Below are 13,851 nucleotides of genomic sequence, written 5' to 3' on the forward strand. Positions count from 1 at the left end.
CTGACTAAGCTGAACAGGTCGCGTTGGGCTATAACCTTTGACACACATTATTTGCAGTAAGGAGCATCAGCACATGCAACTCGGGATTATTGGACTGGGCCGCATGGGCGGTAATATTGCGCGGCGCCTGATGCTCAACGGGCATTCCACCGTTGTCTACGACCGCAATACCGCTTTTGTCGACACCCTGGCCGCAGAAGGCGCCAAGGGCGTCATCGACCTGCCGGCCCTAGTGGCTGGCCTGGCCAAGCCACGTGCCGTCTGGGTCATGCTGCCGGCCGGCGCGCCGACCGAAGACACCATCGACACCCTGAGCACCTTGCTCGAAGCCGGTGACACCATCATCGACGGCGGCAACACCTTCTATAAGGACGACATTCGCCGGGCCAAGAGCTTGTCGGAAAAAGGTCTGCACTACATCGATGTGGGCACCTCCGGTGGCGTCTGGGGCCTTGAGCGGGGTTATTGCATGATGATCGGCGGCGAAGCCGAGGTGGTCAAACGCCTGGATCCGCTGTTCGAAAGCCTGGCCCCTGGCATCGGTGACATCCCGCGCACCAAGGACCGCAAGTCCGATGACGACCGTGCCGAGCGCGGTTACATCCACGCCGGCCCTGCAGGCTCGGGTCATTTCGTGAAGATGATCCACAACGGCATCGAGTACGGAATGATGCAGGCCTTCGCCGAAGGCTTCGATATTCTCAAGACCAAGGCCAGCGAAAACCTGCCTGAAGACCAGCGTTTTGACCTCAACGTCGCCGACATCGCCGAAGTCTGGCGTCGTGGCAGCGTGGTCTCGTCCTGGTTGCTCGACCTGACCGCAGACGCCTTGGCCAGCGATCCGAAACTCGACGGTTACTCGGGTTCCGTAGCTGACAGCGGTGAAGGTCGCTGGACCATCGAGGCGGCCATGGAACAGTCGGTACCGGTTCCCGTGCTGTCGAACTCGCTGTTCTCTCGCTACCGTTCACGCGGGCAGGGCACCTTTGGCGACAAGATTCTCTCGGCCCAGCGGTTCGGCTTCGGCGGCCATGTGGAGACTTCGAAAAAATGACTGGCCTGATCCGCAATAAATCCAAGGCTGAACCAGCACCACCCACCACGCTGTTCCTGTTCGGTGCACATGGTGACCTGGTCAAGCGGCTGCTGATGCCGGCGCTGTACAACCTGAGTCGCGATGGATTGCTGGGGGATGGATTGCGGATCATCGGCGTTGACCACAACGCCATCAGTGACGAAGCCTTTGCGCAGAAGCTCGAGGATTTCATTCGGGCGCAAGCGATGAGCAAAGTCGGCAAGGGCGATGACGCCCTTGACCCGGCGTTGTGGGCCACACTCGCCAAAGGCATCAGCTACGTCCAGGGCGACTTCCTGGACGACAGCACCTATTCAGCCCTGGCGGCGAAAATCGCCGCCAGCGGCACCGGCAATGCGGTGTTCTACCTGGCCACCGCGCCACGTTTCTTCAGCGAAGTGGTGCGTCGACTGGGCGCGGCGAAGCTGCTCGAAGAAACCCCCGAAGCGTTTCGCCGCGTCGTGATCGAAAAGCCTTTTGGCTCCGACCTGCAAACCGCAGAGGCCTTGAACGCGTGCCTGCTCAAGGTGATGTCGGAAAATCAGATCTACCGGATCGATCACTACCTGGGCAAGGAAACCGTACAGAACATTCTGATCAGCCGGTTTTCCAACAGCCTGTTCGAAGCGTTCTGGAACAACCACTACATCGACCATGTGCAGATCACTGCCGCCGAGACCGTCGGCGTGGAAACCCGGGGCAGCTTTTACGAGCACACCGGCGCGTTGCGCGACATGGTGCCCAACCACCTGTTCCAGTTACTGGCGATGGTCGCCATGGAGCCGCCTGCCGCTTTTGGTGCCGACGCGGTACGCGGCGAGAAGGCCAAGGTCGTCGGCGCGATCCGCCCCTGGTCGGTGGAAGAGGCCCGCGCCAACTCAGTGCGAGGCCAGTACACCAGCGGCGAAGTCGACGGCAAGGCATTGCCTGGTTATCGCCAGGAAGGCAACGTTGCGCCCGACAGCACCACCGAAACCTACGTCGCGCTCAAGGTGATGATCGACAACTGGCGCTGGGTCGGGGTGCCGTTCTATTTGCGCACCGGCAAGCGCATGAGCGTGCGCGACACGGAAATCGTCATCTGCTTCAAGCCGGCGCCCTATGCGCAATTTCGCGATACCGAAGTGGATGAACTGCAGCCAACGTATCTGCGCATCCAGATCCAGCCCAACGAAGGCATGTGGTTTGACTTGCTGGCCAAACGTCCTGGCCCGGCGCTGAAGATGGCCAATATCGAGCTGGGTTTTGCCTACAAGGACTACTTTGAAATGCAGCCGTCCACCGGCTATGAGACCTTGATCTACGACTGCCTGACCGGCGACCAGACGCTGTTCCAGCGCGCGGACAACATCGAGAACGGCTGGCGCGCCGTGCAACCCTTCCTCGACGCCTGGCAGCAAGATGCCAGCGTTGAGGGCTATGCCGCCGGTGAAGACGGCCCGCAGGCGGGCGCAGATCTGCTGACTCGCGACGGTCGCGTCTGGCACAGCCTCGGATGAGTGAATTGACCCGAGCGCCGATCCGCTTTTTGCTCAGCGACATGGACGGTACCTTGTTGCTGCCCGACCACAGTCTCAGCCGGCGCACCATCGAGGCCGTTCGCTCACTGCGTGAGGCGGGGGTGCTGTTCAGCCTGGCCACCGGGCGTCCGCCAAAAGCCATGTTGCAGCAGATCGAAGCCCTGGGCGTTGACCTGCCAACGGCGGCATTCAACGGTGGCACCCTGGTTAATCCTGACGGGAGTATCCTGGTTGCCCATTATTTGCCAGCCACCGCAGCGTTGACGGCATTGGCGTTGTTTGCCGATCGCAGCGACGTTGAAGTCTGGGTGTTCAGCGGTGGTGACTGGCTGCTCAAGGATCCCGACGGGCCGATGGTGCCCAGGGAGCAGCATGGGCTGGGTTACCCGCCCGTCGTGGTCGACAGCTTCGAACCCTATCTGGAACGCATCGACAAGATCGTCGCGACCAGCAACAACGCCGATCTGTTGATTGAGCTCGAAGCGCTGTTATTGCCCAAGGTGCAAGAGCAGGCGCAGGTCTCGCGCTCGCAACCGGTTTACCTGGACGTCACGGCCATGCAGGCCAACAAGGGCGCGGCACTGGCGACACTGGCCGAGTTTCTTGGCGTGCCCCTGGAGCACACGGCGGCGCTGGGCGATGGCGGCAACGACCCGGCGATGTTTCACCAGGCCGGTTTGTCGATCGCGATGGGGCAGGCGGAAGAGGCGGTGAAGCGCCAGGCGGACGTCGTCACTGGTGCCAACACCGAAGACGGCGCTGCGCAGGCGATTGAGCAGTACATCCTCAACCACCCACACCGCGCCGCACTGTAGGAGCAAAGCTTGCTCGCGATGACGCCCTGTCAGGCGCCATTGATGCCAGATTCACGGCCTCATCTCGAGTAAGCCTTACTCTCGCAGGGGTGGCGTGGCCGCACAGGTTTCTGTGGTTACAACCAATAGCTGACCGCATACCACCCGAGCACGCCCATCACAACGGTGTACGGCAATGCCATCCACACCATCCGCCCATACGACAGGCGAATCAGCGGCGCGATTGCCGAGGTCAGCAGAAACAGGAATGCCGCCTGGCCATTAGGCGTCGCCACGCTCGGCAGGTTGGTGCCGGTGTTGATCGCAATCGCCAGGGCCTCGAAGTGCTCACGGCTCATATGGCCGGACACAAACGCCTGCTTGACCTCGGTGATGTAAATGGTTGCGACAAACACGTTGTCGCTGATGGCCGACAACAGGCCGTTGGCAATGAACAACATGCCCGGTTGCTGCTCTGCGGGGAGGGCCAGCACCCACTGAATCAACGGCGTGAACAACTGCTGATCGTGGATCACCGCAACCACTGCAAAGAACACCACCAGCAGCGCGGTGAAGGGCATGGCGTCCTTGAAGGCATTACCAATGCGATGTTCGTCGGTAATGCCGGTGAATGCCGTGATCAGCACAATCACCATCAACCCGATCAACCCCACCTCGGCCACATGGAAGGCCAGGCAGCCGATCAGGATCAGCGCCGCCAGGCCCTGGACGACCAGTGCAGCACGCTGGCGAGAAGTGCGCTCGGCGTTATCTTCTGCGGCATAGTTCGCCAGTACGGCGCGCACGTTGTCCGGCAACAGCGTGCCGTAGCCGAACCAGCGCAGCTTTTCCAGCAACACGCAGGTCACCAGGCCCGCCACCAGCACCGGCAAGGAAACCGGGGCCACTTTGAGGAAGAACTCGGCGAAGTGCCAACCCATCTCGTGGCCAATCAGCAAGTTTTGCGGCTCGCCCACCAAGGTGCAAACACCGCCCAGTGCTGTGCCGACGGCACCGTGCATCAACAGGCTGCGCAAGAAGGCGCGAAATTGCTCGAGGTCATCGTGATGCAGTTGCGGCAGATGACGGTCGTCGGAGAAAGCGCTGTCCAGGCGCGGGTCATGGCCCGAGGCCACACGGTGGTACACCGAATAAAAGCCCACCGCTGCGCTGATGATCACGGCGGTCACGGTCAGGGCGTCTAGAAAGGCCGACAGAAACGCCGATAAAAAGCAGAACAGCAGCGCCAGCAATGCCTTGGACCGCACGCCGAGCAGCAGCCGGGAGAACAGGAACAGCAGCAAGTCTTTCATGAAGTAGATACCTGCCACCATGAACATCAGCAGCAGGATTACCGGAAAGTTGTGCACCAGTTCGTCATACAACGCCTGGGGTGTGGTCATCTTCAGCAGCAGCGCTTCAATCAGCAGCAGCCCCCCCGGCATCAGCGGATAGCATTTAAGCGCCATGGCCAGGGTAAAAATGAACTCCAGGACCAGCAACCAGCCCGCCACCACAGGGCCGACCGTCCACAACACCACAGCGTTGAGAATCAGAAAGCCGACGATGCTCGCCTTGTACCAGCGGGGAGAGTGCCCGAGAAAATTGTGCGCGAACGCCTGGGCCATTGAACCGGACATCGGCTGCTCCTTGTTTTAAGAAGCGCGCAACTTGCCGTAAGACCAGCGGAATATCAAGTGCAGGAAAAGTCCCCGCGCGCCATTCACCCCAGGTAGCGCGCCACAATCGCCCGGTAATTGCCGTCGAGCGAATAACCCCCAACGACAATCGCGCCATCTGTTTGTGCAGTCAGTGAAGTCGCTGTGTCCAGGCTGCGACTCAGCCGGGTGCGGACCCAGCCGAGGCCATCACCGAACTGGTGATCCAGTTGCCCATCCGGCAGATACCGGGCCAGTATGAAGTCAGCCTCACAGCCTCCAAGCGTCGCACCAGCGGCCAGGGTGCAGCCGTCGGGCAAGGCCAGGGCCGCTGTCCATTGACAGCCACTGCGGCCGATCTCCAGCAGTCGCGGCTGACCGCCATGGCAATGACTGTCGGGACGCCCGTTGTTGTGCAACCGCAGGGACAGGCAATGCATGGGGTCCCGGCTGCTGCCTACGCACAGCAGGTCCTCGTTGTACTGCTGGACGATATGGCTGACGTGAGTGCTGCGGCCGGCACCATCGAAACTCATGAAACCGTCGACTGCGAAGCTGGTGTCCAGTTGCCCGTTGGCGTGGTAACGGGCGAGCAATCCTTCGGCGGGAAAGTTGATCGACCCACCCACCAGGATTCGACCATCTGCTTGCAGCGAGAGACTGCTGAGCCAGGTGTTCATCAGCAAGTGCCGGACCATCACAAATCCGCGGCCATTGAACGAGCTGTCCAGTGAGCCGTCACGGTTCAGGCAGATGAGCAGGCCGACATGATCGGCCAGTTCGAAATGATGATTGGCCAATAGCAGGATCCTGCCGTCCTCCTGCACCCGTAGATCGCAGGCTTCGGCACCCGGAACGCCCGGTGGAAGCCAGGCATCACGCACACCGACGGAAAGATTGCCGGGCAAGCGCACCACGCAGCGGCCATTCTCGCCGAAGCCCTGGACGGGTTGGCCACAGTGGTCAAACAACGCCAGGGCCGGGAGCGTGCGATGGCCGTTGAGATAGTGCAGCCCGGCCAGCAGGATGTTGCCGTTGGGCAGCACCGCGAGTTTGCCGGCCATGGCCTCGAAACCATTCTCGAACTGGCCGATGACGCTGCCTTGATCACCGAAAGACAGGTCCGCAGACCCATCGGCCAGGAGGCGTGCCAGGCCAAAGCGACTGCCCTCGGCCATTCCGACTTTGGCCGCGACGAGGATGCGCCCGCAGGCATCAATGGCGACGTCATGGGTCATGCTGCAGAGGCTGCCGGCGAAATACACCTGGGTGGTTCCGCGGGCGGCAAATGAGAGGTCGAGGCGACCGTCACGGCTGAGTTCTTCGCGGGCCTGTTTAAGCACACGCTCAAGTTGTGCCGGATCGGTATAGGCACTGCTTGGAATCTGTTTGCGACCAATGCTGCATTTGGTGCGGTCGATCACTGTCAGGCTGAGTTCACCGTTGCCATCTTGTAGAGACCAGGCCACACACTGGAAAGGCTGGAATGCGCGGTCTGCAATCAAAAGAGCTTCGTTGATACGGAGCGGGGCGTTCATTGGGGTTCTCTCTCTATATGCCCAATCAAGTGATCGGCCGACGGTCGGGCTTCCCGTGCGGCTGGTACTTGTACTGATGTCCTCAACCCGGCCTCGGGTCACACTGGAATCGAAGAAATTTCACCTTTCTTGCAAGAACTCGCTGTTCGGTGCTGTTTTGAAAGCTGAATGAAAGGTTGAAGTTCATTAGGTAACTAACCAAGTAGTCTCTTATAACTGTTTAGGCGAGCGCCTTATAGTCAATCGGTACAAGCAACTGTCAATTTCTTGCTAATGTTACAGCCAGGTCCGCCAAATGACTGTTTTTACTAATATTTAATCGAATTTGGCGCCAAGGAACAGTCATGAACGAAGCGCCTGCCCAACGACGTCTATTAGTGGTTGATCCGTGCGACGATTGCCATCGTTTACTGCCAGGATTGCGAGCTGTGGGCTGGGATGTCGAAAGCTGCACACTGGAAAATGCCGCCGACAAGACCTGTGATGTCGGCCTGTTGCGATTACAACCCTTTCATCTGGAACGCCCCGAGGCGGTCAAGGAACTGATTAGCCGCAGTGGCACCGAATGGATCGCCGTGCTTAACCAGGAAGTCCTGCGGCTGCAGAATGTCGGCGACTTTGTCTGCGAATGGTTTTTCGACTTCCACACCCTGCCGTTTGATGTTTCAAGAGTTCAGGTAACCCTGGGGCGCGCGTTCGGAATGGCGCGTTTGCGCGGTAAAGGCACCGTGCACATTGACCAGCCAGAACATGAGCTGCTCGGCGACAGCAAGCCGATCCGCGAGCTTCGCCGGCTGTTGAGCAAGCTGGCACCTACCGAGTCCCCGGTACTCATCCGCGGTGAAAGCGGCACGGGCAAAGAGCTGGTGGCCCGCACCCTGCACCGGCAATCCCAGCGGCACAACAAACCCTTCGTGGCCATCAACTGCGGCGCGATTCCCGAACACTTGATCCAGTCCGAGCTGTTTGGCCACGAGAAGGGTGCCTTCACCGGCGCCCACCAACGCAAAGTCGGCCGGATCGAAGCGGCGAACGGCGGCACACTGTTCCTCGATGAGATTGGTGACCTGCCGCTGGAGCTGCAAGCCAATCTGCTGCGCTTCCTGCAGGAAAAACATATCGAACATGTTGGCGGCAGCCAGCCGATACCGGTAGATGTGCGAGTTCTGGCGGCGACCCACGTCGACCTGGAAGCGGCGATCGAGAAGAAACGCTTCCGTGAGGATTTGTACTACCGCCTCAACGTGCTGCAAGTCGTCACCGCGCCATTGCGTGAACGGCATGGCGACTTGTCCATGCTGGCCAATCATTTCTCCCACTTCTACAGCCATGAAACCGGCCGCAGGCCACGCAGCTTCAGCGATGACGCGCTGATCGCGATGGGCAAGCATGATTGGCCGGGCAATGTGCGCGAATTGGCCAACCGGGTTCGTCGCGGCCTGGTGCTAGCCGAAGGTCGGCAGATCGAAGCCCGCGACTTGGGGCTGATCAGCCACCATACCGTGGTTGCGCCAATGGGCACGCTGGAGGATTACAAAACCCGGGCTGAGCGCCAGGCGTTGTGCGATGTGCTCAACCGTCACAGTGACAATCTGAGCATTGCAGCGAAGGTGCTGGGTATCTCGAGGCCGACATTTTATCGGTTGTTGCACAAGCATCAGATTCGTTAGATCCAGGAATGCAAAAGATCGCAGCCTCGTTGCACTCGGCAGCTCCTACATTGAATTGAAAATCTCTGTAGGAACTGTCGAATGCAACGAGACTGCGATCTTTTGTCTTATGTACCTCAGAAGTAGTAAGGGAATTTCAGGCTGAATGAAAAGTCCGGCGAATCGTCAGTCAGGCCAATAGCCAGGTTGGGCACGATCGTCAGCTTGTCGGTGGCCGCCAGGGTCATGCCGATGTTGAAGTTGGCCGCGTTGTAATCACTGTTGCTAATGGACTGCCAATCACCGCCATCGGGCTTGATCTTGCTTTTGCGAGCGAACTGGTCGGTGAACGAGAACGACATACTCATCTTCTCGTTCAAGGCGAACGCAATACCCGCGCCCACCTGCCAGGAGTCCCCCAGCTTCACATCGCCGCTGACCTTGGAGCCAACCTGAGGACTGATGTCGCTGAAAGAGTCCTGCATGTTGTAGGTGTACGCCAGGCTGCCGAACAGTACGGCCGGGTCAAACGTCTTGACCAGCGAGATACCCGGGGTGATCGCCCACACACCGTTACCGGTTGGCAGGTCCTCGGGTACCGAGAGGTTATCGTTGGTGGGGTCGCTGACCAGTTTGATGCCGTAGGGGTCCTTGCCGGTGGGTGCCTTGACCCGCAGCGTGACAACCGCGTCGGGGAGGTTGACCGACTCGTCCAGGAATTTGTAAGCCACGCCAACGTTTACATCGCCAATGGTCGGGTCGCGGGTGACGGTTGCATCCGACGTCACCGGGCCTGCACCACCAGCGCCGCCGGAGGAGTAAGTCGACTCTCGATAAACCACGGGAACGTTAATATCGAACTGCCAGCGTTGCGCCAGGTTGTAGCGAGCGGTCAAGTCCAGTGTCCAGTTATCCGCCTTGATACGGTCCAGGTTGATGTTGCCGAGAAAGATCGAGTCCAGCGCCAGGAAGCCATTGAGCGTCAATGCGCGAGTGTCGTAGTGGGTGTAGGTCAGGCCGGTTTCGACGCTGAACTTTCCGCCACCGAAGAAGCCACTGGCTTCGTCATACAGGTTGGAAACGCTGGGCGCTGGTTCCGAGTCTTCCTTGAGGGACTGGCCATAGGAACTGCCGGCGGTTCCCGGAGCGCCTGCAGCCACGGCCTGACCATTCCTGGTCGGGTCGGCCGGGGATTTGGTCAGGCGTCTGGGCGGCGCCGCCGCCGGGGTTTCTTCGACTTGGCGAACCCGTTGTTCGAGTACCATCAACGCGTTCTGTTGAGCTTGGTAACGCTGCTTCAACTCCATGAGTTCTTGTTTTAGTGCTTCAACCTGGGGGTCTGTCGCTGCATACAGCAGAGTGACCGGAGCCAGACTACTCAAACAGACGATTGCTCTGAGCGTTAACGATCGGTGCATGGGTTAGCCGTCCCTTCTGACTACTTCTGATGAGACTGAGCGTAGATCAGAATCCGGCAGTGCGAAGACCTTTAAGCTGGTCCAGATTACCGGTCAATGACCCGCCTGTAGTCGCACTGTCACGCAGCACCACATTGAACGATGTGAGGTTGCGCACCTGGTTGCTACTTCCCAGCAAAGTCGTGTTCTGCGTCAGCCCACCCTGGGCCAGGCGTTGGATCGTACTGCCTTGATTGTTGTTGGCCACGATGTTGAGTTGCACACCTGTGCCGGATGAGGAAACGCTCAGGGAACCCGCGCCATTACTGCCCACCAGCGTGGTGCCTGCGGCCAGTGCCTGGCCCTGGGGTTGCATGACTGGCGCCTCGTTCGCCTTGGTAACGTTGATGTCGACATTGTTGTAGGCGGTGTTGTTGTCACCGGCCGCACGCACGACTTGAGTGACACCTTCGGTGGTGTTGAGGCCGCTGCCGCCGGTTACGGTGCCGGTGCCTGAACCCGTTGCCGCAACGGTTTGCTCGCCTGTGCCCGCTGCAGAGTTGGTGGTGCCTTGCGAACTGCTGGCACCCGGGGTTTTTTCATCGATCATCGACACATAGAACTGTGGCTTGATCGTTGATTTCTGGATCTGCATCGAGGAGGTGACCCCGATCAATTCTCCTTTGGCATTTTCCCAGGTGCTGGTCATGGCAACCCCGAAGCTGATGATCCTTCCGGGCATGACATAGCGGCCTCGCAGGCTCGCCAGCTCCTGATCCTTCAGTTCAATGGGTTTGAACGTCTGTGCCTGGGTTGGCAGGCTGGCAGCCAGGCAAACGACGGCCAGCCAGGTTGGAGTGTTCATTGGATGCTCCCGGAGCTTCATGCTCCCTTGTTATTAGAAGAAGTCGCTTTTTATGAACCCGAAATCCATCAGGTCTGCGTCTCGCACCGGGCTGAATGCATTGATACGGTTTTTGGCAGTGAGTGGTACGGGAGGGTCGAGCAAGGCGTTGTTTTTGTCGTAGCCCTGACCGATAACGGCAAAGATGATGCCGTTCCAGCCTTTGACAAAGTCTTCGACCTTGAATCGTTTATGACCCAGTACCGGATCTCCGATGTATACCCAGCCGTCGTGAACTCTTTGCATGACTACAAAGTGTTTGTAGCCACGAATGTCCAGCAGAACCACTACCGGGATTTTCACTTCGCTTAACGTCTCCGGTGCTACACGGTAGCCACGGGCACGCATGCCGATACTTTCTACGTAACGCTTCATGTCCAGCATGGAAAAGCCCTGGACCCGGACCAGATCCTGGTCGGATTGGGCGAGCATGCCTTCGATGATCTGTTCTTCGTTCACGTCCAGCCAGTAGGCCTGGCGCAAGACGGTCGCCAGCGCAGCTGCGCCGCAACTGAAGTCGGTTTTCTGTTGTACCAGGTCGGCAAACTTGCGCTCGCGAATGCTCTGGATCGGCTTGTACACCACCGCTCCGCCGGGCAGGATCACGGATAGCGGCATTTGTGCCGCCTCGGTCATACCGGCCATGCCAAGCAAAAATGCCAAGGCGATGATGCGCATGGTTGGACGCCTTCTGGGTGCGCTGAAAAAGGCCCCCGTAAGGGGGCCTCCACAGACAACGATTAGAACGACTGGTTGGAAATCGCCAGCGAGTTGCTTTGTTGGTTGCCCACACCCGCAGCCACGTTGACGCCCAGGTTGCCGCTGCCACCGTTGACCGAACCACTGAGGGTTGCGGTGTTGGTTACAGGGTTGGCCCAGCCAGTTGGAGTCAGCACTTGATAGGAGTAGGTAGTACTCAAGTCAAATGCACTGCTTTCAGCATAGCCTTTGGATTTGTCATACGCAGATTCGGACGATTTGCTGCCCGATTTTTCGTATGCAGAGGCCTGGGCTTTTTCGTAGGCCTTGTCATACGATTTTTCGAACGAAGAGTCGTGCGATTTGGTGTACGACTTGTCTACGCTGACGTCCAGCGATGCGTCGAGCGAAGCGTTAAGCGATGAACTGTTAGACTCGCTGCCACTTTGCTCATGACGACCATAGTCACGGGTATATTCCCTGGCCGTTTCAGCAGCGGCGTCCAGAGTGGCGCTTAGTGTGGCAGTCAGAGAAGCATTCGAAGAACCGCTCGAATCGCTGCTGTGAGAGCCACTGGCATTCCAGCTGCTTGAGCCGCTGGCTGCAGAAGCCTGGGCGCCGGCCAGTTCAAAGCTCGAAGAAGCGCTCTGACTGCCACTGGCAACGGACGCATAGCCTTGAGAAGCACTGCCGCTGGCCGAATTGGTGACGGTGATGGTATCCAGGCGATAAGTCCGATCAGCGTTGTTATTCACTGTCAGGCCAGGACCATTTTGATTGGCCGAAGCAGTCGCGGTTGCGTTGCCCAGTGGAGCGTTGGCATTAGCAATGGCCATGGTGTTTTTCTGCTGGTTAAGGTCGCCACCGGCAATGTTGATACCCATGTTGCCGCTGCCGCCATTACCCGAGCCGGTCATCACCGCCGAAGAGGTGCTGCCGAAGTTGTTGACCGTGTTGTTGTTGCTGAACTGGTTGACGGTGGAGGTTGCGGAAGCAGTGCCGAACACGAAGCTGTTATCGAGACTGGAGTCCGATGCAGCGTTGGCGATAGCGGCCGCGTTGTCTTGCTGGTTGCCATTACCTGCAGCCACGTTGACGCCGACGTTGCCGCTGGTGCCGGTTGCGGAGCTGGTCATTTCAGCTTCGTTGACGGTCCCTTCATTGCGGATGCTGTTGCCGGTGCTGCGTTGGTTGTCGATGGCATTGGCAGTAGCAAAGACAGGGATCATGGTTGGAGGAGGAGTTCTTGGGCCTCCGTTGCCGTTACCATTGTTGCCATTATGGCCATTGTTATGACCATTGTTATGGCCATTGTCGTGGCCGTTGTTATCGTATTGCCCAGCTTGTACAGCAACAGCCATGACCGCAGCAATTGCGAAAACCAGAGGCTTTATTGCCATCGAAGGTTTCATGGTGATTCTCCGTACTTATTTTAGGTTAAGTGTTGTTATTACCTGTTTGGGTCAATCCGCGACCCGTATGCTCAGGGTGTTTCCCATTCGATTTCCCACCCCGGCACTCTGATTCAACTGAATTACTCCGCGGCTACCGGTGAAGGCCTGGTCACTGGTAGTGACCTGGCGATAGCCTGGTGCAGAGTCAGTTGGATCGGAGTTGTTGAGCAGCGCCACGTTCTGTTGCATGAGGACGCTGTCGTCGATACTTTGCGGCTGGTCACTGACGCTGATGCGCAGTGCGTTCGCCTGTTGGTTGCTGGCACCGGAGCTCTGGTTGACACCCACTGCGCCGTTACCGCGACTGAATGAGTTGCCCTGGATGCTGGAACTGGCATCCATTGCCGGGTCGCCACTGCTACCCAGCCGTTGGCGAATTTGCGTGGTCGCAGTGGCTCCATGGCCAATGGCGATGGCCCGGGCGTTGACCTGTTGCTGTTGATCACCGGCCGCCTGGTTGACCGTGAGGTTGCCCTGGTACTGCATGCCCGAATTATCGATCTCAGCGTTGTTGGTCACTGGAGATTGGGCAAAGGTCGATGCACTGCAAAACATGGCGATGACCAGCAGTGTGCGATTCATCCTAACGGCCTCCCGTTATGATGTTCAGAGTGCCCAGGCCTTTGGTCATACTCGAATTGACCATGTTGGCAATGCCACCGCCCGAATTGCCCGAACGCCCGGCGGGCTGGTTCGACAGTTGGGTCTGGTTGGACGTGTTGGCACCCAGGTTGTTGGTGTTCTGGGTCACCATGCGCGAGATGCTTGCACCACTGGCAACGTTGGCGAAATCGCCGTCGCTCAACTCATTCGTCTGTTTGAGAATTTGTTGCGAGGGATTGGCGTTGACTGTGGTGGGATTCGGATCGGGGATCAGCGGAGGAACGACCGCGTTGCGTGTTTGCACATCACGTTTGATCGTAATGATGCCATTGTCGGCATGTGCAGGCAGGGAGGCGCTGATTGCGAGTGCGCATCCGATCACCAACAGGCCATAGATGCGTTTATCAAATTTCCCCACGGCGGCAATTCCTTCTGTTAGTGAACGCTGGCCCTTATCAGCGTTGCGAGGGAGAGAGCAGAAGGCGTGCCGCTTTTAGATTTTCTTTAAAAAACAGCTAGTTGGATGAAAATTCAGAACTGAATAGTCGAAGGGTGTAACG

General features: G+C 58.6%; 12 protein-coding genes. 4 read left to right on the plus strand and 8 right to left on the minus strand.

The window, feature by feature from the left end; genetic code table 11:
* The first annotated feature begins 73 nt into the window (after positions 1-73).
* Genes gnd through IMW75_RS23355 form a run of 3 tightly spaced genes read left to right on the plus strand, consistent with a single transcriptional unit; the run spans position 74 to position 3,410 of the window.
* Complete coding sequence (gnd, locus tag IMW75_RS23345; RefSeq protein ID WP_045061117.1) at positions 74-1,054, plus strand: phosphogluconate dehydrogenase (NAD(+)-dependent, decarboxylating); 981 nt, start codon at positions 74-76, stop codon at positions 1,052-1,054.
* Positions 1,051-2,574, plus strand: coding sequence for a glucose-6-phosphate dehydrogenase (gene zwf / locus IMW75_RS23350; RefSeq protein WP_045061118.1), 1,524 nt, complete (start codon positions 1,051-1,053; stop codon positions 2,572-2,574). The genes gnd and zwf overlap by 4 nt, the downstream gene beginning before the upstream one ends.
* Positions 2,571-3,410: an HAD family hydrolase gene (locus IMW75_RS23355; RefSeq protein ID WP_205893897.1), complete on the plus strand. Its 840-nt coding sequence runs from the start codon at positions 2,571-2,573 to the stop codon at positions 3,408-3,410. Before zwf ends, IMW75_RS23355 begins: the two co-directional genes overlap by 4 nt.
* A 116-nt stretch (positions 3,411-3,526) precedes the next feature.
* Here the strand turns inward: IMW75_RS23355 and nhaB are convergent, their stop codons facing one another.
* Both nhaB and IMW75_RS23365 read right to left on the minus strand, forming a co-directional pair.
* A complete protein-coding gene (gene nhaB, locus IMW75_RS23360; protein WP_205893898.1) occupies positions 3,527-5,029 on the minus strand; it encodes a sodium/proton antiporter NhaB in 1,503 nt (500 codons plus the stop codon).
* Positions 5,030-5,112: 83 nt separating this feature from the next.
* Positions 5,113-6,585 carry an NHL repeat-containing protein gene (locus IMW75_RS23365; RefSeq protein ID WP_237142323.1) on the minus strand — a complete coding sequence of 491 codons (1,473 nt, stop codon included), beginning with the start codon at positions 6,583-6,585 and terminating at the stop codon, positions 5,113-5,115.
* 344 nt (positions 6,586-6,929) lie between these two features.
* On the opposite strand from IMW75_RS23365, the gene IMW75_RS23375 reads away from it, so the two are divergent.
* Complete coding sequence (locus tag IMW75_RS23375) at positions 6,930-8,255, plus strand: sigma-54 dependent transcriptional regulator (RefSeq protein ID WP_045061123.1); 1,326 nt, start codon at positions 6,930-6,932, stop codon at positions 8,253-8,255.
* A 116-nt stretch (positions 8,256-8,371) separates the two neighbouring features.
* Here the strand turns inward: IMW75_RS23375 and IMW75_RS23380 are convergent, their stop codons facing one another.
* From IMW75_RS23380 to IMW75_RS23405, 6 genes are all read right to left on the minus strand, one after another.
* Complete coding sequence (locus IMW75_RS23380; protein ID WP_205893899.1) at positions 8,372-9,652, minus strand: coiled-coil domain-containing protein; 1,281 nt, start codon at positions 9,650-9,652, stop codon at positions 8,372-8,374.
* Between the two features lie 46 nt (positions 9,653-9,698).
* Entirely contained in the window at positions 9,699-10,496 is a 798-nt protein-coding gene (locus IMW75_RS23385; RefSeq protein WP_045061125.1) for a hypothetical protein, read from the minus strand.
* Positions 10,497-10,529: 33 nt separating this feature from the next.
* The gene (locus tag IMW75_RS23390) at positions 10,530-11,213 is read right to left on the minus strand and encodes a C39 family peptidase (protein ID WP_045061126.1); all 684 of its coding nucleotides are present in this window, start codon (positions 11,211-11,213) and stop codon (positions 10,530-10,532) included.
* 62 nt (positions 11,214-11,275) lie between these two features.
* Positions 11,276-12,646 carry a hypothetical protein gene (locus IMW75_RS23395; protein ID WP_045061127.1) on the minus strand — a complete coding sequence of 457 codons (1,371 nt, stop codon included), beginning with the start codon at positions 12,644-12,646 and terminating at the stop codon, positions 11,276-11,278.
* A gap of 51 nt (positions 12,647-12,697) precedes the next feature.
* A complete protein-coding gene (locus IMW75_RS23400; RefSeq protein ID WP_045061128.1) occupies positions 12,698-13,270 on the minus strand; it encodes a hypothetical protein in 573 nt (190 codons plus the stop codon).
* Position 13,271: 1 nt separating this feature from the next.
* Positions 13,272-13,709, minus strand: a complete 438-nt coding sequence (locus IMW75_RS23405; RefSeq protein WP_045061129.1) for a hypothetical protein — start codon at positions 13,707-13,709, stop codon at positions 13,272-13,274.
* Between the last annotated feature and the right edge of the window lie 142 nt (positions 13,710-13,851).

This window comes from Pseudomonas gregormendelii (assembly GCF_017114825.1).
GTDB lineage: Bacteria > Pseudomonadota > Gammaproteobacteria > Pseudomonadales > Pseudomonadaceae > Aquipseudomonas > Aquipseudomonas gregormendelii.

Excerpts from the sequence above, each read along its gene's own strand:
- IMW75_RS23385 (WP_045061125.1), bottom strand. The coding sequence starts at position 10,496 with ATGAACACTCCAACCTGGCTGGCCGTCGTTTGCCTGGCTGCCAGCCTG.
- IMW75_RS23380 (WP_205893899.1), bottom strand. The coding sequence starts at position 9,652 with ATGCACCGATCGTTAACGCTCAGAGCAATCGTCTGTTTGAGTAGTCTG.
- IMW75_RS23400 (WP_045061128.1), bottom strand. The coding sequence starts at position 13,270 with ATGAATCGCACACTGCTGGTCATCGCCATGTTTTGCAGTGCATCGACC.
- IMW75_RS23390 (WP_045061126.1), bottom strand. The coding sequence starts at position 11,213 with ATGCGCATCATCGCCTTGGCATTTTTGCTTGGCATGGCCGGTATGACC.
- gnd (WP_045061117.1), top strand. The coding sequence starts at position 74 with ATGCAACTCGGGATTATTGGACTGGGCCGCATGGGCGGTAATATTGCG.
- IMW75_RS23365 (WP_237142323.1), bottom strand. The coding sequence starts at position 6,585 with ATGAACGCCCCGCTCCGTATCAACGAAGCTCTTTTGATTGCAGACCGC.
- IMW75_RS23375 (WP_045061123.1), top strand. The coding sequence starts at position 6,930 with ATGAACGAAGCGCCTGCCCAACGACGTCTATTAGTGGTTGATCCGTGC.
- nhaB (WP_205893898.1), bottom strand. The coding sequence starts at position 5,029 with ATGTCCGGTTCAATGGCCCAGGCGTTCGCGCACAATTTTCTCGGGCAC.
- zwf (WP_045061118.1), top strand. The coding sequence starts at position 1,051 with ATGACTGGCCTGATCCGCAATAAATCCAAGGCTGAACCAGCACCACCC.
- IMW75_RS23395 (WP_045061127.1), bottom strand. The coding sequence starts at position 12,646 with ATGAAACCTTCGATGGCAATAAAGCCTCTGGTTTTCGCAATTGCTGCG.
- IMW75_RS23355 (WP_205893897.1), top strand. The coding sequence starts at position 2,571 with ATGAGTGAATTGACCCGAGCGCCGATCCGCTTTTTGCTCAGCGACATG.